This is a genomic window from Sulfitobacter sp. PR48 (genome assembly GCF_028807335.1).
Taxonomy (GTDB): domain Bacteria; phylum Pseudomonadota; class Alphaproteobacteria; order Rhodobacterales; family Rhodobacteraceae; genus Sulfitobacter.
This window is the reverse complement of the sequence record NZ_JARAMM010000003.1, coordinates 327,321-347,811: the sequence shown is the minus strand read 5'-3', so window position 1 is coordinate 347,811 and position 20,491 is coordinate 327,321. Positions and strand designations below refer to the sequence as shown.

At 61.4% G+C, this 20,491-nt stretch carries 14 protein-coding genes and 1 pseudogene; 10 read left to right on the top strand and 5 right to left on the bottom strand.

Annotated elements, in window-relative coordinates; translation table 11 throughout:
- Positions 1-246 precede the first annotated feature (246 nt).
- From tnpA to PVW51_RS06310, 4 genes are read left to right on the top strand one after another with little or no spacing between them, the layout of a single operon-like run.
- Positions 247-633, top strand: a complete 387-nt coding sequence (gene tnpA / locus PVW51_RS06325) for an IS66-like element accessory protein TnpA (RefSeq protein ID WP_274574032.1) — start codon at positions 247-249, stop codon at positions 631-633.
- Entirely contained in the window at positions 630-977 is a 348-nt protein-coding gene (gene tnpB, locus PVW51_RS06320; protein ID WP_274574031.1) for an IS66 family insertion sequence element accessory protein TnpB, read from the top strand. Before tnpA ends, tnpB begins: the two co-directional genes overlap by 4 nt.
- 60 nt (positions 978-1,037) lie before the next feature.
- A complete protein-coding gene (gene tnpC / locus PVW51_RS06315; protein ID WP_274574030.1) occupies positions 1,038-2,543 on the top strand; it encodes an IS66 family transposase in 1,506 nt (501 codons plus the stop codon).
- A complete protein-coding gene (locus PVW51_RS06310; RefSeq protein WP_274574028.1) occupies positions 2,516-3,061 on the top strand; it encodes a GrpB family protein in 546 nt (181 codons plus the stop codon). The genes tnpC and PVW51_RS06310 overlap by 28 nt, the downstream gene beginning before the upstream one ends.
- Here the strand turns inward: PVW51_RS06310 and PVW51_RS24285 are convergent.
- Together PVW51_RS24285 and PVW51_RS06305 are read right to left on the bottom strand one after the other, a co-directional pair.
- A complete protein-coding gene (locus tag PVW51_RS24285; RefSeq protein WP_443287614.1) occupies positions 3,033-3,182 on the bottom strand; it encodes a hypothetical protein in 150 nt (49 codons plus the stop codon). The two genes, PVW51_RS06310 and PVW51_RS24285, sit on opposite strands and share 29 nt — an antisense overlap.
- A gap of 1,041 nt (positions 3,183-4,223) precedes the next feature.
- Positions 4,224-8,657, bottom strand: a complete 4,434-nt coding sequence (locus PVW51_RS06305; RefSeq protein ID WP_274574026.1) for a hypothetical protein — start codon at positions 8,655-8,657, stop codon at positions 4,224-4,226.
- A 3-nt stretch (positions 8,658-8,660) separates the two neighbouring features.
- Here PVW51_RS06305 and PVW51_RS06300 point away from each other — a divergent pair, with 3 nt between their 5' ends.
- The 6 genes and pseudogenes from PVW51_RS06300 to PVW51_RS06270 all read left to right on the top strand — a co-directional run bounded on the left by PVW51_RS06300 (position 8,661) and on the right by PVW51_RS06270 (position 16,044).
- The gene (locus tag PVW51_RS06300) at positions 8,661-8,978 is read left to right on the top strand and encodes a hypothetical protein (protein WP_274574024.1); all 318 of its coding nucleotides are present in this window, start codon (positions 8,661-8,663) and stop codon (positions 8,976-8,978) included.
- A 275-nt stretch (positions 8,979-9,253) separates the two neighbouring features.
- Positions 9,254-10,021, top strand: a complete 768-nt coding sequence (locus tag PVW51_RS06295) for a hypothetical protein (RefSeq protein ID WP_274574020.1) — start codon at positions 9,254-9,256, stop codon at positions 10,019-10,021.
- Positions 10,018-11,304 carry a TolC family protein gene (locus tag PVW51_RS06290; protein WP_274574018.1) on the top strand — a complete coding sequence of 429 codons (1,287 nt, stop codon included), beginning with the start codon at positions 10,018-10,020 and terminating at the stop codon, positions 11,302-11,304. The genes PVW51_RS06295 and PVW51_RS06290 overlap by 4 nt, the downstream gene beginning before the upstream one ends.
- A 31-nt stretch (positions 11,305-11,335) precedes the next feature.
- Positions 11,336-13,468, top strand: a pseudogene (locus PVW51_RS06285) (type I secretion system permease/ATPase).
- Entirely contained in the window at positions 13,465-14,637 is a 1,173-nt protein-coding gene (locus tag PVW51_RS06275) for an HlyD family efflux transporter periplasmic adaptor subunit (RefSeq protein ID WP_274574013.1), read from the top strand. Before PVW51_RS06285 ends, PVW51_RS06275 begins: the two are co-directional and overlap by 4 nt.
- 153 nt (positions 14,638-14,790) lie before the next feature.
- Positions 14,791-16,044, top strand: coding sequence for a BamA/TamA family outer membrane protein (locus PVW51_RS06270; RefSeq protein ID WP_274574011.1), 1,254 nt, complete (start codon positions 14,791-14,793; stop codon positions 16,042-16,044).
- A 202-nt stretch (positions 16,045-16,246) separates the two neighbouring features.
- Here PVW51_RS06270 and PVW51_RS06265 read toward each other — a convergent pair whose 3' ends face one another.
- From PVW51_RS06265 to PVW51_RS06255, 3 genes are all read right to left on the bottom strand, one after another.
- A complete protein-coding gene (locus PVW51_RS06265; RefSeq protein WP_274574010.1) occupies positions 16,247-17,527 on the bottom strand; it encodes a glycosyltransferase in 1,281 nt (426 codons plus the stop codon).
- Positions 17,528-17,653: 126 nt separating this feature from the next.
- Entirely contained in the window at positions 17,654-18,295 is a 642-nt protein-coding gene (locus tag PVW51_RS06260) for a response regulator transcription factor (RefSeq protein WP_274574009.1), read from the bottom strand.
- Positions 18,296-18,452: 157 nt separating this feature from the next.
- A complete protein-coding gene (locus PVW51_RS06255; RefSeq protein ID WP_274574008.1) occupies positions 18,453-20,438 on the bottom strand; it encodes an ATP-binding response regulator in 1,986 nt (661 codons plus the stop codon).
- Positions 20,439-20,491 lie beyond the last annotated feature (53 nt).

Genomic DNA, 20,491 nt, shown 5'->3' with positions numbered 1-20,491 from the left:
CTGATGATATCCGCTTGGTTCGCCGTGTCGAGTCGCAGTAAGGCATTGATCGTTCCTTTCCCATGTTGTGGGCAATCCCATTCGATCTCGACATTTAGTGAAGGCTGAATTTCGGCCCACTCCAACGCGGCACTCAAGCGCAGTTCCGGGGAGAAGGGAAGTAAGCGTCCGGCCTGCCTGCACTGACGCGCCATAGAGTGTGTTGATAGGTGTCCACCATTGATAGTGGACGTCTTGAGGACAGATATGGCGGGCAAGAAGGGTCAGAAGAAGCGATTTTGGTCGGACGAAGAGAAGGTGTCGATCTGCGCGCAAACATGCGCGCCGGGGGCGTCGGTAGCGCAGGTCGCGCGGCGGTACGCCATGAACACCAATCTGATCCACAAATGGCTGCGTGATCCCAAGTTTGCGCCGGATCGGGAGATCGTTGAAGACGAGGTTGCTGAGAAGCCATGCTTTCTCCCGGTCGAGATTGTGAACCGGCCTGAGACCAAAGGCACGGTCCCGACGGCTGACGCCATGCCTGCCCAAAGTGCTATTGAGATCGATATTGCGGGCGGTCACCGTTTGAGAATCATTGGTGGCTACGATCCCGAAGCATTGGCCCGGCTCATCCGAGGTCTGTCTGCATGATCCCTGTCCCGGCGAACACGCGGGTCTGGCTGGCTGCCGTTGTAACCTACATGCGGCGAGGATTTACGACGCTGGCAGCTCAGGCGGAACAGACGTTGAAGCAGTATCCGTTCACGGGACACCTGTTTGTCTTCCGTGGACGGGGCGGTGACCTGATCAAGATCATTTGGTGGGATGGCCAGGGCGCGTGTCTGTTCAGCAAGCGGCTTGAGAAAGGCCGCTTTGTTTGGCCGTCCGCCAAAGAGGGCAAGATCGCCCTGACTGCTGCGCAATTGGCGATGCTGCTGGAAGGGATCGATTGGCGTGTGCCGCAACGCAGTTGGACACCGCTCAAGGCGGGATAAAACGGTGATGAACGCTCGCGTGGGATTCCCGCCGCGTCGTTATTTTGCTATCGTTCGACCATGCTGGACGTCGACAAATCTTTGCCAAAAGACCCTGATGAACTGAGGCAGTTCACAGCGCTTTTGCTGGCAGAGGTGAAGTCACAAGCGGTCTTGATCGAGAAGCTACGACATCAGTTAGCAGGTCAGCGTCATCATCGGTTTGGATCGTCATCTGAGAGCATCGAACAGCTTCAGCTGGCGCTGGAGAACAGCGAGATCGCTGTTGCCAAGATGACGGCAAAGCTGCGTCTTCCAGACGAAGAACCAAAAGACAAACCAAAGCGACGTCCGATCCCAGATCACATCCCGCGCATGGAAGTTGAACTGACCAGTGGCGACGATGATTGCGCCCAGTGCGGCGGTCTGCGTCGTCTGGGAGAAGATGTAACCGAAGAGCTGGAATACATTCTTGGCCGGTTCATCGTGAACCGCATTATACGGCCGCGCTTTGCCTGTTCGGGCTGTCAAGCGTTCACACAAGCTACATTGCCATCGCGCCCGATTGAACGCGGAAGGCCGGGGCCGGGTTTGCTGGCCCATGTGTTGGTCAACAAATACGCCGACCATCTTCCGCTCTATCGCCAAAGCGGTATCTTCGAGCGCGACGGGATCGACATTGATCGCTCCACGCTGGCCGATTGGGTTGGTAAATCTACAGCCCTTCTGGAACCGCTAGCGGATGCCATTGGACGGCACGTGCTGGCCGGGCAAACGATCTTTGCAGACGACACACCCGTAAAAATGCTCGCACCCGGCACCGGCAAGACCGCGACGGCGCGATTGTGGGCATATGGCCGTGATGAGCGCCCTTGGGGCAGCGATGCCCCACCCGCAAGCTGGTATCAGTTCTCGCCAGACCGCAAAGGGCAGCACCCGAAGGACCATCTTTCAAAATACCAAGGCTGGATGCACGCGGACGGCTATGCCGGATTCGAAGACCTGTATCGCTCGAGCGGCATCCACGAAGTGGCCTGCATGGCCCACGTTAGGCGCAAGTTTGTTGACATCCACCGCGCCCAAGGTTCGGCCATCGCAGACGAGACCATCAAGCGCATCGCGCAACTCTACGCTGTTGAGAAGGAAGCGCGCGGATCGCCACCAGATCGGCGTATCGAGATCAGACAAGCGCAGGCAAAGCCAATCTTCGATGACCTGGAGGTCTGGCTGCACATCCAACTGCCCAGTATCTCTGGTAAATCGCCGCTGGCGGGCGCAATGCGATATGCCCTGACGCGCATGGCGCGGCTGCGGCCCTACCTCAATCACGGCATTCTGGAACTCGACAATAACACCGCAGAACGCGCGATGCGGTCTATCGCAATTGGGCGCAAAAACTACCTGTTCGTCGGATCACAGACCGGCGGTCGCGCAGCCGCCATCGCCTACACACTGATCGAAACCGCCAAACTGAACGGTATCGACCCACAAGTATGGCTGGCAGACACGCTTGCCCGCATCCCAGATTACAAGATCAATCGTGTCGATGATCTGCTGCCATGGAAAACTGGACACCCAATCTCATGACCTCAATAGACACAGCCCTTGGCCTCCGTCAGGCAACCCTCTCCCTGCGCGAACACGATCCACGATGGGCTGACCTATTTGAGACCGAGGCATCGCTGATATCCGAGGCTCTTGCGGGCGTGACTTTTGAGATCGACCACATCGGCAGTACCGCTGTGCCAGGACTGCAGGCCAAACCAGTTCTAGATATAGCCCTACGTTCAACCGAGGAAACTCAAATCGCCGCAGCGCTTGTTGAGCTAGGCTACATCGACCGCGGCATGCGCAGTGGCCGCCTCTTCATACGGCTACGCGATGGTGATGTACGGACCCATAATTTACATTTTTACCAACCAGATGATCCCGACTACGCGGATCAGATAACATTCCGAAATGCACTGCGGTCCGATCCAAAACTACGTGCACAATATGTTGCCCTCAAACAAAACCTCGTCAAAAACCTTGGAGATACAGGCCGGGGCCAATACGCTGACGGAAAAACCGATTTCGTCAAATCTGTGTTGCAGAAGACGCTCTGACCACAAAGCTGTCAGACCGGACGCTTACGAAGGGAAGGTTTTGGATCGAGTCGATCTGGATCGGCACGACGCCCATGCAAACCAGGTTCGCCCGGTGGGTGCGTTCAAAGCTCTCCGCCAGAACCGCGGACTCCGAGAAGACGGGTAAGCGACGACGCTAAGGCGGTGTTGGCTGCGACTGCCTCAAGCACCAATTCCGAGAAGATACTTCAGGCGCCCGTCACGGCTGTAATCGGAATGGATTATGATTTTGCTGACAAATTTCCCTATCTTTTTTCCCCATGTCGACGCGTGGCTATGGTTCACACACAGTGATGAAGTCGTTGCCACCAACGCGATGCGCAATTCGACGCTACAAGGGGCTTGTCCTCATGTCGGCCTCTTTGCCTCAAAATTAGGAGCCAATGCGTCTACAAATCTAGGGGCACCTCACCTTTCGCATTCTTCGTTTCCTCGACGTTGTGTGATGCTGGGTGCCGCATGGGTGCGTGGGTTGAGGACAAAACCGTTCCTGTTTGTCGGTTTGACGCGTATGACAGGGCATTGCGAGCATATTGTTGAGACAATATTGGCGCGACTGGTGTGGCGCTTCGTTGACCGTCACTCCTAGCTTTGATGCAAGAGCCACATCTTCGGCTGTTTTTACCTGGTACGAAATGAACCCGCACCCTGAGCATTCTGGCAACCCGAGATGCTTGATGAGCCCAGCAGCGAAATCGCGCGAAAGAATATGGCTGCCCCCCCGAGCCGATCCCCTGGCTAACCCCGGTGCGACTCTCAAAAGGATGTCGGAACCGGCCCGGGGGGGCAAGGATTGTTTCCAGAATCGCCATTACGACAGCCTTGTCAGGTGAGGCAAAATTGCACTATATCTTAAGTCTGTAATGCTTTGGTATGGATAATTTCTGTAGAGTTTCGTACTAAGCGGTGTATGGTTAAAAGTATGGGTGTCCTCGCTTTCGTCGTGATGACCGAGGGCGGGGCACCGCGTTTTTGATGCAAGGCATCATGTCGTGTGAACGGCTCAGGGTCATGGAGCTGCCAATTGGGCAAGTTTGAGAGCAACAAGGGTACTCAGGCGCAGGATCAGGGCGCGCGTTCGCCGATTCCGATGTCCCACTTTCAGGCATTGAGCGAAATGGGGTCGCGTAACACCGGCGTGTCAGTCACGGCTGGCGCGATCGGCATGGGCCTGGCATCGCAGAGCGCGTCCCAGGACGGGCTGCTTGCCTTTGCGGCGACCCTGCCCGGAGGCGATTTCCTTGCGCCCGTCGCGAAAGCCGGATCTCAGACGCAGCGTGGCGGCGGGCCGGTTGACGGCGCGGGCGATATTGCGGCCGAAGCCGGTGTCGCGGCCGAGTTCCAATCCGAATCTCCCTTGACTGAAGCCGGCGCCCGGACCGATTCGCTTGGCAAAGAGAGGCAGGAATCCGCCGCGAGCGACCTTGCGGCCACCCCTGCATTCCAGGAAAATCAGCAAATTTTCAGCATTGCCGGCGAGACAAATGCGCCCGGTATTGTTGCCGTTTCGAATACAATGACCGTTTCTCCGGTCGCGGCGCAGACCGAAGTCCGCGGGGGTGGATTGACCGCGCCGGTGGTCGAGACCGGCAACAACAACGGCGGAAATGCCAGCCCCGAGGAAGATGTCAGCCCGGACGATCAGGGGGTGATCGGCGGCCTTCTGGGTGAGGATGGCGTTGTCGGGGGGGTTATCGATTCGGTCATCGGCGATGGTGGTCTTGTGGACGACCTGCTGGATGGCCTGCTCGGCGGGGACGGGTTGCTTGGCTCCGTTCTGGGCGAGAATGGCGTGATCGATGCGATCATCGGCGAGGATGGCATCCTTGCGGGTGTTCTGGGCGACGGCGGCATTATCGATTCCGTTCTCGGGGATGATGGACTGATCGACGCGGTGCTTGGCGATGGCGGGCTGGTCGATGGCGTTCTCGGCGGGCTTCTGGGCGATGGCGGTCTGGTTGACGGTGTCCTCGGCGACGGCGGTCTGGTCGATGGGGTCGTGGACGGGCTTCTGGGTGATGACGGGCTGGTCGACGGAATCCTCGGCGAGGACGGTCTGGTCGATGGGGTTCTGGACGGTGTCCTTGGTGATGACGGGCTGGTCGACGGGATCCTCGGCGAGGACGGTCTGGTCGATGGGGTTCTGGACGGCGTCCTTGGCGATGACGGGCTGGTTGACGGGATCCTTGGCGAGGACGGTCTGGTCGATGGGGTGCTGGACGGTGTCCTTGGCGATGACGGGCTGGTTGACGGGATCCTTGGCGAGGACGGTCTGGTTGATGGTGTCCTGGACGGTGTCCTGGGCGATGATGGTCTGGTTGGCGGGATCCTTGGCGATGACGGCCTGGTTGATGGTGTCCTGGACGGTGTCCTTGGCGATGACGGGCTGGTTGGCGGTGTCCTCGGTGAGGATGGTGTCCTGGGTGGTCTGCTCGGCGAGGGCGGCGTGCTTGGTTCCGTTCTGGGCGAGAATGGCGTGGTGGACGTGCTCACCGGCGAAGACGGCGTCCTTTCGGGGGTGCTCGGCGACGGGGGTGTTATCGATTCCGTTCTCGGAGACGATGGTCTGGTTGACGCGGTGCTTGGCGATGACGGGATTGTCGGCGGGCTTCTGGGCGATGACGGTCTGGTTGACGGTGTCCTTGGCGAAGACGGTCTGGTTGGCGGTCTCCTTGGTGATGACGGGCTGGTTGGCGGGCTCCTTGGTGATGACGGTCTGGTTGACGGCGTCCTCGGGGACGACGGCGTTTTGGGTGGCCTGCTTGGCGATGGCGGCCTGCTGGGCGGTTTGTCGGGTGAGCAGGGTGGCATTGGCGGTCTGCTCGGGTCGGTGCCGCTTCTTGGCGGTCTCTTCGGGGGCGGTTCCGACGACGCGCCTGAGCTGCCGTCCGCCGCGGATATCTTGCCGCAGGAACTGGTCGGGGATGTTGTAGAAACGGTCGAAGACCTCGCGGATGGTGTCCTTGGTGAAGACGGTATCGTCGGAGGCCTGCTGGGCGACGACGGCGTTGTGGATGCGGTGCTGGGTGGTGGCCTTCTGGGCGGCCTGCTTGGCGGTGCCGCACCGGATGTGGCGGATGTGGCTGCACCGGAAGTGGTCGAGGATGTCGTAGAGACTGTCGAAGAGCTTGCGGATGCGGTTCTCGGGGAGGATGGCGTCGTCGGTGGTCTTCTGGGCGACGACGGCGTTGTGGATGCGGTGCTGGGCGGTGGTTTGCTGGGCGGCCTGCTTGGCGGCGACACGCCGGATGTGGCGGATGTGGCCGCACCGGAAGTGGTCGAGGATGTTGTAGATACGGTAGAAGACCTTGCTGATGCGGTTCTCGGAGAGGATGGCGTCGTCGGAGGCCTGCTGGGCGACGACGGCGTTGTCGATGCGGTGCTGGGCGATGGCGGTCTTCTGGGTGGCCTGCTTGGCGGCGACGCGCCGGATGTTGAAGATGTTCTTCCCGAAGTGCAGGCGGTTGATGAGCCTGTTGCGGATGTGGTCGAGGATGTCGTCGAGACGGTCGAGGACCTTGCGGATGAGGTTCTTGGCGACGAGGGCGTCGTTGGTGACCTGCTCGGAGATGTCGCGCCGGATGTGGCCGACGTGGTCTCGCCTGAAGTGGTTGAAGACGTTGTAGAAACTGTCGAAGACCTTGTGGATGGTGTCCTCGGTGGTCTGCTCGGCGGTGCCGTGCCGGATGTTGAGGATGTTCTTCCTGAGGTGCAGGCGGTTGATGCGCCGGTTGCGGATGTGGCGGATGTCGTCGCGCCTGAGGTGGTCGAGGATGTCGTCGAGGCAGTCGAAGACCTTGTGGATGAGGTTCTTGGCGACGAGGGCGTCGTTGGTGACCTGCTCGGGGATGTCGCGCCGGATGTGGCGGATGTTGTCTCGCCTGAGGTGGTTGAGGATGCTGTCGAGACGGTCGAAGACCTTGCGGATGCGGTTCTCGGGGAGGATGGCGTCGTCGGTGGTTTGTTGGGCGGTCTTCTCGGAGGTGACACGCCGGACGTTGAGGATGTTCTTCCTGAGGTGCAGGCGGTTGATGAGCCAGTTGCGGATGTTGTCGCGCCTGAGGTGATCGAGGATGTCGTCGAGACGGTCCAGGACCTTGTGGATGAGGTTCTTGGCGACGAGGGCGTTGTTGGTGGTCTGCTCGGGGATGTCGCGCCGGATGTGGCCGACGTGGCCGCGCCGGAAGTGGTTGAAGACGTTGTAGAAACTGTCGGAGACCTTGTGGATGCGGTTCTCGGTGAGGAAGGTGTCCTCGGTGGTCTGCTGGGCGGACTTCTCGGAGGTGACACGCCGGACGTTGAAGATGTTCTTCCCGAAGTTCAGGCGGTTGATGCGCCGGTCGCGGATGTGGCGGATGTCGTAGAGACTGTCGAAGACCTTGCGGATGAGGTTCTCGGGGAGGACGGTGTCGTCGGTGGTCTGTTGGGCGGTCTGCTTGGCGGTGACACGCCGGACGTGGAAGATGTTCTTCCCGAAGTTCAGGCGGTTGATGCGCCGGTTGCGGATGTGGCGGATGTTGTCGCGCCTGAAGTGGTCGAGGATGTCGTCGAGACGGTCGAGGACCTTGTGGATGAGGTTCTTGGCGACGAGGGTGTCGTTGGTGAATTGCTCGGGGATGCTGCGCCGGATGTGGCCGACGTGGTCGCGCCGGAAGTGGTTGAGGACGTTGTAGAAACGGTCGAAGACCTCACGGATGGTGTCCTCGGTGGTCTGCTCGGCGGTGCCGTGCCGGATGTTGAGGATGTTCTTCCTGAGGTGCAGGCGGTTGATGAGCCGGTTGCGGATGTGGCGGATGTCGTCGCGCCTGAGGTGGTCGAGGATGTCGTCGAGACGGTCGAGGACCTTGTGGATGAGGTTCTTGGCGACGAGGGCGTCGTTGGTGAATTGCTCGGGGATGTCGCGCCGGATGTGGCGGATGTCGTCGCGCCGGAAGTGGTTGAAGACGTTGTAGAAACTGTCGAAGACCTTGTGGATGGTGTCCTCGGTGGTCTGCTTGGTGGTGACGCACCGGATGTTGAAGATGTTCTTCCCGAAGTGCAGGCGGTTGATGAGCCTGTTGCGGAAGTCGCGGAAGTTGTCACGCCGGAAGTGGTCGAGGATGCCGCAGAGACGGTCGAGGACCTTGCGGATGAGGTTCTCGGGGACGCGGGTGTTGCGGGCGGTCTGCTTGGTGAAACGCCTGTGGCAGGCGTACTTGCGGATACGCTGCCATCGGTCGGCGGTGTTCTGACCGAAGGGGTGATTCCCCCGCCGGTGGACAATGTCGATGAAGCACCCGCAGCGGCACCCGCCGCCGATATGGTCGAGGAAACCGTCGAAGCGGTCGTCGAAGATCTGCCGGTTGGCGACGCCGAAGGCGATGGCGGGTTCCTGGATACGCTGGTGGCCGGGATCGGTGATGAAACCCTGGATCCTGCCGGGGAAATTTTCGAGCTGGGCGGGTCGGTTCTTGACGGGCTGCTTGGCGAAACGGATGTCTTTGGTATCAATGTTGTCGAAAACGACGCGGAAGGCGATGACCTGTTCGCGGGTCTGACCGGTGGCGAGGGGCTTTCCGGAAGCCTGATCGAGCAAGGTGTGCTGGAGCTTTCCGATCCGGTCGATACCGGCGAAACCGACGATTATATCGACAACCTTCTGAACGATATTCTGGCTGGTGGCGTGAGTGACATCACCGGTGAGGAGGCCGCCTTTGACGCGCTTCTGGGCAACGATGCCGAAGTCGAGGAAGTGGGCGAAATTGGCGAGCTGATCGGGGCCGAGGTTGGCGAACTTGCGGAGGCGACTGCGGTCGAGGACGCTCTGGGCATTCTCTTCGACCAGGGCGCGGAACAAGGGCACAACTCGCCCTTTGGTGGATTGCTGGGTGGCCTGACCAACGACGACAGCGTTTAACGAGCGCGATTCAGGCGGGGAGGACAGGTGGTCACCACAGTCATGTGGTGGCCATATTTCGCATGAGTGTATTGTGGTAAGTATTTAGTATCGTTAATTTTTATCGAGTGCCATAGAATTAACTCAATTTAGTTGCAGCGTGCAAAAGAGTACAATTACAACTTGTAAAGAACGGCCTGGAACGTTTTAAAGAAAACCACCTCTGGTTGGGTGGGAGTCCAACATGTTTTGGGATTTCTTCCGGGTGAGACAAAGAGATTTGGAAAGGACTGGCCTTGGCAGTCGGCGTTACACTGAAGCAAAGGGGATCTTCCGAAGCGGGAGACCTGCAAACTGCGTCGAACGTGTCACTGAACAAGCCGATGGATGTCGCGCTTGTGAATGGGGCGGCCTCCATCGTTGCCTCGGACAAGCTGGGTTCTGACCTGGTTGTGACCTTTTCGGATGGCACCACGCTTCGGGTCGAGGACTTTTTCGTGATCGGAGAGAATGGCGACTTCAGCCGTCTTCTGCTGCCCAGCGGAGACCCCTTTGTGACCGGGCTGATGGGGCCCGAACCGGCCTATCCCGACGGGGCGACGGAGCAGATGGCACAGGCATCGGGGGCGGAAGATGCCGCGGGCGATGACGGGGATGCCGATCAGGACGGGCTGGTCGGGCAATCGGTGGATTGGTCCAATCCTTTGCTTCTGGCCGGGGCCGGGATTTCGCTTGGTTCGGGCGTGGATTTCCTTTCGGGCGGCGGCAGCAGCACTGCGCCGGAGACCGGAAGGGAAGAGGAAGATGATCTTGCGCAGATCATTGACGATTTCACCGGGGGTGAATCCGAGGTCCTGGACCCTTCGGAATATGATATGGATACTCAGGAGGCCGATGCCGAGTCGGGGGCGGAAGATGTGGCAGGCGAATCGATTGGTTCGGATGAAGTCACCGTGGACGGCACGTTTGTCGGTGCCTCTGAAACGGCAGATGTCCTGCCAAATGCGGAGTCTGACGCTCCGCTCGATCTGCTGGCTGAATTGTTGACGGAGTTTGTCGTATGAAGCGTGTTGACCCCATCCACCACTGGTGTCGGCACTTTGCCGTTTGGCTGAACTCCGGGTTTGCGCTGTTGCTTTTGCTGGTGCTGGTGACACCGGCGCAGGCGCAGATGGCGCTGAGCACGGCTGTTCTGCGCGCCACGGAAAGGGATGGCGAAATCTCGGCGCTGCGCCAGAAGGTTGCCAGCCGGACAATCGACATCCAGTCGGCCCGCGACGAATATTACCCCAGTGTCAGCCTGTCGGGCGATACCTCCACCACCGATTCGAACGGGCCGGGGATCACCTTGACGGTGTCACAGGTGCTGTTTGACTGGGGGCTGATCCGGAACAAGATCAATGCGGCGTCCCATGTCCGCGTGCAGGCGGTTTCCGACCTGAAAATGGCGGTGGAGGGGCTGACCCTTCAGGTGGCCGAATATTTCATCGACGTCGAGGTGACCGACCTCAAGATCGCGCGCACGCGTGACTATTTCGCCTTTGCCAAGCGGATCGCGGGGCAGGCGCAGGATCGCGCCAGGGCGGGCATCGGCGACAATGGCGAAGTTGCGCGCGCGCGTCTGGAAATTGCCCGCGCGGAGGACCAGCTTTCGCAGCTTATGGCCAACCAGCGCATCGCGTTGTCGCAGATCGAGTTTCTGGTCGGCGGGAAGGTGGGGGCCGTTGGTACGCCGAGCGATCTGGGCTTTTCCCGCCGCTATGCCGAGGCCGCAAAAATCCGCTCTGCCGTGCGCATCGCGCCGGATTACATCGCCGCCCGTGCGGGGGTGGACGAGGCCGCAGCCGGTGTGGAAATCGCCAGGGCCTCGCGGCTGCCGACGATAAAGTTGCAGGCACAGGGGCGTGCCGACCTGAACGGCGGCAAAAGCCGGGCCGCGATCGGCCTGTCCACGGGGGTGGACCTGAGCTCAAGCGGGCTGGGGCGGCGTCAGATCCAGGCGGCGCAGCTGGACCTGCAGGCGGCGGAATCGACGCTGGTTTTCACCGAGCGCGAGCTCACCAATACGGCCGCCAGCGCGTTGCAGCAGATCGAAATCCTGCGCCGGACCGAAAGCGCGCGGTCGCAGCAGCTGATCGAATCGAAGCGCGTGCTGGACAATTACGAACAACAGTTCATTGGCGGGCAGCGCGAGTTGCTGGACCTGCTGACGACGGGTCGCGATCTGTACGACTCGGAAATCGAAAAGATCTCCACCTACGAGGAACGCAAGCGGGCGGAATACCAGGCGGCGCATGATCTGGGTGTCCTGGGGACCCTGATCATTGCCGCATCGGCAACCCAGTAGACAGGTGGCAATGTGCTGAACGGGTGTAGAAATGACTAACCACGGTGCCCCGGATCCCCTGATTGCCGGTCTCGTCGAGCTTTGCCGGATTCAAGGTGTGACGACCTCGGCAGAGCAATTGACCGACGGCCTGCCGAAAACGCACTGGGCCGAAAAGGGCGAGAGCCTTGCCGGTCTTGCGCTGCGCCGGGTGAACATGAGCTGCCGGGTGAGCCGGGAGCCGCTTGCCACGCTGCCAGAGCACTGCCTTCCTGCGATGTTGTTCCTGAAAGACGGCCGGACCGTGGTGGTCGAATCCCTGACCAAGACCCAGGCCTGGGTCATCCTGCCGGAATCCGGCGGCGGTCGCGGGGACTGGCCGCTTGAGGATCTCAACGCGCTGCACGACGGGCGGGTGCTGATTTCGAAACCGATTGATATCGTGACCCGTCGGCTGGACGATTCCAAAACCGGCCAGCACTGGATCCTGGGCCCGGTGCTGGGCAACTGGGGCATCTATCGCGACGTGATCTGGGCCTCTTTTGCGGCCAACCTGCTGGCGGTTGCCACGGCGCTGTTCTCGATGCAGGTCTATGACCGGGTGGTGCCCAGCAATGCATTCGATACCCTGTGGATCCTGGCCAGCGGTGTCGGGATCGCCATCGTGCTGGAGCTGGTGCTGCGGCTGATGCGTGCGACGCTTGTCGATGTCTCGGGGCGGGATATCGACCTGCGGCTGTCGGCGCAGCTTTTCGACAAGGTCGCGAACATGCGGCTGAAACACCAGCCTCCCTCGACCGGGGTGTTTGCCAACCAGGTCCGCGACTTTGCGGTGGTGCGGGATTTCTTCACCTCCAGCACGGTGACAGCCATCTGTGACCTGCCCTTTGTGCTGATCTTTGTCGGGGTGATCTATTTTATCGGCGGCCCGGTGGCGCTGGTGGTGCTGGCAGGGGTGATCCTGACGGTGGTGCCCGGCCTGGTCATGCAGAAAAAACTTGCGCGGGCGTCAAAGGAGAACACCCGCGAGGCGGCGGCGCTGAACGGTCTGTTGCTGGAAACGATTTCGAACCTGGAGACCGTCAAGGCCTCCCGCGCGGAAGGGCGGCTGCAGCGGGCCCATGCCCATCTGACGGCGACGATGGCCACCACGGCAATCAACACCCGCAGCATCACCAACTTTCTGACCCAGCTGGTCAGCACGGTGCAGAAGCTGGCCTATGCCGGGGTGATTGTCACCGGTGTCTACCTGATCAGCGCGGGTGAGCTGACCGTGGGCAGCCTGATTGCCTGCACGCTGCTGTCCGGCCGGACCATGGCTCCCATGGGGCAGGTGGCCGGGCTGCTGGCGCGCTGGCAGCATGTGCGCGCGGCGATGGAGGGGCTGGACCAGATCATGGGCCTCTCCGTGGAACGGCCCGAAGACCGCCATTTCGTGCGCGCGCCTTCGCTGAGCGGTGGTTTCACGCTGGACGGCGTGGTGTTTCGCCACGATCCGCAGGCGCCGCCGGTGCTGTCGATCCCCGAGCTTGCGATCTAGCCGGGCGAACGCATTGCGCTGCTGGGCGGCAACGGCGCGGGCAAATCGACCCTGTTGCGCATGATGGCGGGTCTGATTGATCCGCAGTCCGGCAGCGTGCTGGTGGACAGCCTGTCGCTGAGCCAGATTGACCCCATCGACCGGCGGCGGCAGATCGGCTACCTGCCGCAGAGCGTTGCGCTGTTCCAGGGGACATTGCGGGACAACCTGCTGCTGGATCATGGGCTGCACAGCGACGATGAACTGCTTGAGGCGCTTGACGCGGTGGGTCTGGGCACCTTCGTGCGCCGCCATGTGCGCGGGCTCGACCTGATGCTGCAGGGCAATGCAAATGTGTCGGGCGGGCAGCGCCAGTCGATTGGTCTGGCGCGGGTGCTGTTGCAGGACCCCCGGATCGTGCTGTTGGATGAACCCACTTCGGCTTTCGACCATGTGACGGAAAACAAGGTCATCGCCCATATGAAGGACTGGCTGAAGAGCCGGACCACGATCATTTCGACCCACAAGCGGGAGTTGCTGGCCCTGACCGACAGGGCGGTCGTGCTGAAAGATGGCCGCGTCGCGCGCGACGGCGATCTGCTCAACATCCTGAACACGGCGCGCGCCAATGCGGTTCAGAAAAAACCGGTTCAGGCCGTCACATGACCGTCGCCGAGGACATGCTGACCAGCCATCTGGATGGCAGTTACCGACGGCAGACCCTGAAGGTCGCGCGGTGGACGATCCGCACGGTCGTCATCTCGCTGATCATCGCCATCGTCTGGGCCTCGATTGCCCAGATCAACGAGATCAAGCGCGGCGACGGGCGCGTCATTCCCCTGCGCAGAATGCAGACGATCCAGAGCCTCGAAGGGGGCATTCTGGCGGAACTGATGGTACGGGAAGGCGATATCGTCAAGGAGGGGCAGGTGCTGGCCCGGCTTGATCCGACCCGTTCGGAGGCTGCGTTCCTTTCGGCGGAATCCGAGATCACGGCGCTGGTGGCCGAGGTTGCCCGCCTTGAGGCGGAAGTTCTGGAGCAGCCCAAGCTGGATTTCGGCGCAACGCCGAATTCGTCCGAAGTGACCGAGCTGAAGCTGTTCACCGCGCGGCGGACCAAGCTTGAGGCGTCCCTGGTGGCCCTCGAAGCGGAATTGAAGGCGATCCAGCAACAGATCGACATCACCCGCCCGCTGACGGCCAGCGGATCGGTCAGCCGCATCAACCTGCTTCAGCTGGAGCAGAAGAAGGCCGAACTGGACGGCAAGATCAGCGAGACCCGCAATGCCTATGTGCAGGACGCCTACAAGGACCTGGCGCAACGGCGCGCCAAGCTGCAGATGATGCAGCAGCAACTGGTCCAGAAACAGGACGAGTTTCGCAGGACGGAGATCCGGTCTCCGGTGTCGGGCCGGGTCAACAACATCGACATCACCACGCTGGGCGGGGTGGTGCAGCCGGGTGAATCGATCATGGAGATCACCCCGACCGACGACCAGCTGATCATCGAGACCAAGATCAAGCCGCGGGACGTTGCGCTGATCGCGCCGGGCATGCCCGCCAGCGTCAAGATCACGGCCTATGATTTTGCCACCTACGGCGATCTGCGCGGCACCGTCACGCAGATTTCGGAGGACACGGTGGAAGAGGACACGCCCCAGGGGCCGGCTGATTTCTATCGGGTCATGGTGCGCACCGAGCGCAGCTATCTCGAACGTTTCGGTCAGCGCTACAGCATCCGGCCCGGCATGATTGCGCAGGTCGATATTGAAAGTGGCGAGCGGTCCATTCTAAGTTATTTGACACGCCCGATCCTCAAGGCGCGTCTTCAGTAAATCCGTGGGGCGGAGCCGCTGCTGGCCGGTCTCCACGCCAAGTAAAACAGGAAAGTGCTGCCCTTGCCCTCTCTGCTGCCGTCAGGTGCCTCGCGCGCCTCTTTTTCCAATGTTCTTGCGGGATTGTCACCGGCTGTGGCGATGGTATTGGCGATGATACCAGGGTCGGTGGCCGATGCGCAGGTTGTGCGCAACGTCGAGGTGCGCGGGGCGCAGTTCATTCCCGAAGACGACATCCGCAGGACCTGCGGTGCCGAATCGGGAGTGGAATATTCGCGGTGGGAACTGCTGGCCATCGAGGATTGCCTGATGTCCACCGGGGTGTTTGAAACGGTGGCCCTGTCCCGTGAGGGCGACACGCTGGTGATCGACGTTCAGGAGCTGGACACGCGGCCGGGGCGGATTGATGCAAGCATCGCCTATGTCTCGCAGGATGGGCTGACGGCGAGCCTGGCCTATGAGCGCTACAACCTTTTCGACCGGACCTATGGCGCGTTCAGCCTTGAATACAGCAAGGAGATTCAGCGCTACAGCGCGAACCTGTACCGCACCGAAGTCTTTGAGAGCGGTCTGGATCTGGGGTTTGAGCTTGTCGGCGGGCGTGACGATTTCGACGACCGCAGTTTCACCCATGAAACCATCCGCGCCGAAACCTATCTGGCCTGGCCAGTGTCACCCACGACCCGCTTCGAGGGGGGCATCGGTTTTCGTGACCACCGGCTTTATGATCTGGACCCTGCCGCCAGCCCGTTGCTGGTGCGCGAACAGACCAACGGCATTTCTGCGCCCTATGTCCGTCTGGGGCTGAAACACAAGAGCCTGCCGGACGCCGAAGAGGGCGACGACCGCTGGCAGAACTTTGGCTACAGTGTCAGGCTGGACCAGTATTTCTGGAACATCGGCACATCGGACCCGCTGTCCGATACCAGGTTCGAGGCGCTGATGCAGTTTCCGATCGCGGACAGGACCCGTCTGTTGTTCGGCTTCGATGCGGGCGCGGTCACCGGGCTGAACGGCAATGCGACGCGGGCCATCGACCGGTTCTATCCGGGTGCTGACGGCTTCCGCGGCTTTGCGCCCCGTGGCATCGGCCCGCGGGATGGCGGGGATGCCCTGGGGGGCAACACCTTTGTCCGGGCCTCCATCGAGCTGCAGCGCGATTTTGGCGAAGTGTTCAAGGCGCCGGTTCTTGGCGGTATTTTTCTGGAATCCGGCGGCAGCTGGGATCTGGACGATACGCTGGGCGGGGCCATTGATGACGGCTGGCGCCGGCGCAGCAGCGTCGGGCTGTCGGTTGTATTCGACATCGGCAAGACCCCGGTTTCGCTTTATCTTGCCACGCCGATCGAACATGAGCCGGGCGACGAGCGGCAGACCTTTGGCATCAGCCTGAGCACGCAGTTCTAAAGCGCCCCGCCTTAACCTTGAATCGCCGATTCCCTGCCGCGCCTGCGGCGCTCTCGGGGCATTCATGTCACAGGATGATTCAGATTTAAGGTCCAGAGCCTATAGCACTTTCGGAAAAACCTGGATCACTTAACGCTGCCTGAAATCATAGATTTCAACGCGTTAAGTGATGCGCTGCGTCCCATGTTTTCCGAGAAGTGCTTTAGCGCCGGGCAGGGCGGCCTGTTCTTGCGGCGCGGTTGGACATGGCCTGCCGGAACAGGGCCATGTAGCGCGGCGCGACGACGGAGAGGTCGTATTGCGCGCGGGCCATGGACCGGGCCTTTTGGCCATAGCGATAGCGCCGCGCCGGATCGTCCATCAGGGCGAGAATCTCGGCAATCCAGGCTTCGTTGTCATCGGGCAGAAGCCGGCCGTTGATGTCGTCCTGGATCAGCTCGGCGGCATAGCCGCGATCAGGGGCCAGGACACAGCCACCGCGGCCCAGAATCTCCACCAATCCCCAATTGGCGACACCGAACTTCAGCGGGTAGAGAAAGATATCGACCCAGGCGATGCGACTGGCGAATGCGTCGTAGGGCAGCTTGCCGGGAAATTCGATCACCTTTGCCGCGCGCGGATAGGCAAGCATCAGGTGGTCGCGGAAGGTCGTCACCTTGCCGCCATGCTGGCGCTTGACGGCCTGCTGCTCGTAGCCATAGGTCACTTCCTCGGCGCCGCCGAAGGCAACGAATTGGGCATCGACGCCCCGCTCCACCAGGGTGTCGACCAGCCGCACGTAGGTCTCGAACCCCTTGGCAGAGGATAGATCGCGGGCGGCAAAACCGATCACCGGCTTGCTGCCCTTGCCACGTTTGCCGCCCTTGCTTCCCTTGTCGCTGGCAGGGGGGTCGGGCTCGGCCATCGCGGCAAAATCGAACCCCTCAAGCTGCACCTCGATGCGGGACCGCAGAGCGGCAGGAAACATGTTCTTGGCATGCTGGCTGGGGCAGATCACCAGATCGCTGTTCAACGCCTGATGAAAGTTCAGCATTTCGGTGTTCCTGTCGGTGATCCGCTGCGCCAGATCGGGGGGATAGGCCGGATCCCAGCCATGCGCCCGAAAGCTCGGGAATTCGATGTAGCTGATGATTGCCGCGTCTATCTCGTCGTACAGGAAATGCGGTGCCCCCCAGAGCGAATGCGCCACAACCGCGTCGATGCGGGTGTGTTTGCGCATCGCGGTGAGGGCGTTGAGCACCCCCCGGCCGATGCGGGCAGAGCGTTCGACCTTGGCCGAATAATAATAGCGGTCATCGGAGATGATCGGCCCGTCGGGCTGAAAACCCAGAATGTGGTTGCCCCGCGCGCGGTTGCGTTCCATGTGTCCGGGGGTGGTCAGGAAAAAGCTTTGCGCCTGGCCGGTTTCGCGCAGGTAATCGCACAGATGGCCGAACTGGCCCGGGTATACCGCACCGACAAAGACGATCACTGGTTTGCTCACGGTGCATGCTCTCCGTTCTCAGGCAGCCCGGGTGACCGGGGCACCCCGGAGCGTAACGCACATAAACTTAAGGACGCAACCAAAGAAGAGGCCCCGACGGGCCGGTTTGCGGGACCGGCCCAGCGCCTAGAAAATCCCGATGTCCCGGGCCACGATCACCGCCTGGGTGCGGTTGCTGGCCCCCAGTTTCGCGCAGATCGACTTTACGTGCATCTTCACCGTGGCCTCCGCGAGGCCAAGCTCGGCGCCGATCTCCCGGTTGGGTTTTCCCTGGGCCAGCAGCGCCAGGACGGTCATCTCACGCTCTGACAGCGATGAATTGCCTGAGCTGTCGCGCGCCTTGGCGCGGGGGCGGTTGATCAGTTCGACCGGAACATACCGCCCGCCATTGGCCATGAAGCGAATTTCGTTGGTCAGATTCTTCAGCGATTCCGTCTTGAGGATAATGCCCGCGCCGCCGAGTGACAGGGATTCTGAAACCACATGGGCCGTCGGGTTGCTGGTCAGGATGCCGACCGGATTTCCGCCATTGCGCTCTATCGCCTTGGACAGCCCGCCGACCCCGTTCATGCCCGGCATGTCGAGATCCACCAGAACCAGATCGAAGGGCCCTTCGGCGTCCATCCTTTCGAGCGCGGTGTCGAGGTCGGGCGCGGTCTGCGCCTCGAAATCCGGGAGGTTGGACAGGAACTGCTTAAACATCTCCAGGACCATGGCATGGTCATCTGCAATCAGCACTCGGATCGGTTTGGCTTCAGAGGGTGTCATCATGCTCATCTTAGATTTACGAAACCCAATGGTAAAACCTACTCGTCAAGAACGGCGCTGTAAGACGGAATTCCGCCGGTGGAGATCGAACAGGATTTGCCCGCCCGATTGCCAGAGTGCTCTGTAATGTATCACGAAAGTGAAGCGTGGCAAGCGATCATCTCCCACCGCCTGCCTCTGACCCGATCAGGCTGATCGCCCTTTCCGTCGCGCTGAGCGCCTGATTCGCCTCTGCAACCAGGGCGTTCAGCTTTGCCACGGGGCCGTCCAGCGCGAGTTCGACCTGACGCAGGCTGCTTTGCAGCAGGGCCAGACCGGTCAGCCCGGAGGAGCCGGTTGCGGAATGGAGCAGGCGTTTGGTGTCCGGGCATTGGCCGTCGCTGGTGATCTTGTCCATGACCGCTTTGGCCTCTGCATGGGCACGGATCATGAAGCCCAGGGCCGCTTTCTCGCCGAGCTGACCGATCAGTTCGGCAACCACTTTCCGGGCCAGCGGTTGATCCGGCGTTGCGGCTGTCCTGGCCGGGCGGTGTTTCAGCCTGACTGCCGCAGTCTGCCGGGTGTCGGCTTTGCCCCGGGCTGCATTCTGCACGGCGCGGCAGAGTGCGGCGGTGCGGATCGGCTTTTCCAGCAGCCGGGACATGCCGAGCGCCAGACAGGTCTTTTCCAGCCCGGCATCGGTATGGGCGGTCAGACCCAGGATCTGGCCGTTCCAAGCCATCGTCTTCTTCGATCTTTCGGTCTTGATGCGCCGCATGAGTTCGACACCGCTCATGTTTGGCAGGGTGATGTCGGTCAGCAGGACATCTATCTGATGCACCGCCTCGGGCTGATTCAGAACCTCAAGCGCCTTGAAGCCGTTTTCGACCCCATCGACCCGCGCCCCGGCGTTGCGCAGGCATTGAACCAGCCAGTCGCGGCTTGACGGGCTGTCCTCCACCACCAGCACGCCGATGCCCTGCAGCAGCCCGGCAGCGACGCCGGGCGGCTGGGTTTCCCTGGTCTCGGGCAGCGCATCGGTTTCGGTCGGCGGGAGCGAGAAGATCGCCCGCAGGATGGTGCCGATGACAGGCTGCGTCCCGTTCTTCAGCGGCGCGCCCCCGCCGAGGCGGTCGAAGACCTCGATATGGCCGCCAAGGTGGCCGATGGCATGGGCCAGCACGCTCAGCCCTGCCGTCGTCCGGTCCGCGTTGGCGCCTGTGGTACGCTCGTCGCGGGTGCCGTCGATGCCGGTGCCCAGCAGGCGCGCCTTTTGCGTGGCGGGCAGGCCGCCGCCCTGATCCGCGACCTCGACGGTGATCAGCCGCTCCTTGCGGCCGTCTTTCGAAGCGGTCAGTTCGGGGGCACAGGCGACGCGGATGTCGATGGTCTCGCCGCCATGCTTGCTGGCGTTGTCGAACATGTTCTGCAGCAGCGCACGGACGATATGCACCGGTCCGTGCAGGCCGATCGCGGTTTCCGGCTCGATCTTCATCGTCACGGTCGCGCGGCGGGCCAGCACGATCGGTTCGATCATGTCGAGGACATTGCGGGATTCTTCGGCCAGATCGAAGTCCTCGTCGGCCTGCAGATCGGCGCTTGTCATCTCGCCGCGGATGACCCGGATCACCTTTTCGATATGGGTCAGCGCCATCCGGGCTGATTTCTCCACCCTGGCGGTATCGGGATTGGTTTTTCCCGCGCGGTCTTCCCTGCTGTCAAAAAGCGCTTCTGCGGAAGCAAGCACGGACTGGATCGGCGTCTTGAGATCATGCGACACCCGAAGCAGCGTTGCCGCGCGCGCCCGGTTCTGCAAGAGCACCGCTTCCTGATCGGTTTCCACCAGGCGGAGCAGGAAAGCAGCGGCATTCCCCAGCGGGAGGTGGACCAGCTCTCCCTCAAGGTGTTTCTCGCGGAAGGTCACCGATACCGCGACACTGCCGCTGCGCCGCGCACGGGTGCAAAGCGTATGCCAGTTGAACGCCGTCTGCAGGGCGGAAACGTCCAGTTCCAGCTGGGTGGCAGGCTTGTTCGACAGCAGGATTTCCGCCTTTTCCGTCGCCAGGACGACGATGCGTCGATCAGTGGAGATGAGCCGCGCAATGGCCTGCAGGGTGGGTCTGACCCGCGCTGCATTGAACCCCGGTTCGCTTTCGTTGGGCATCCCATTCTCCATGATGCTGCATCTTCTCTCGCGCAGGAACAACGTCAACCCGA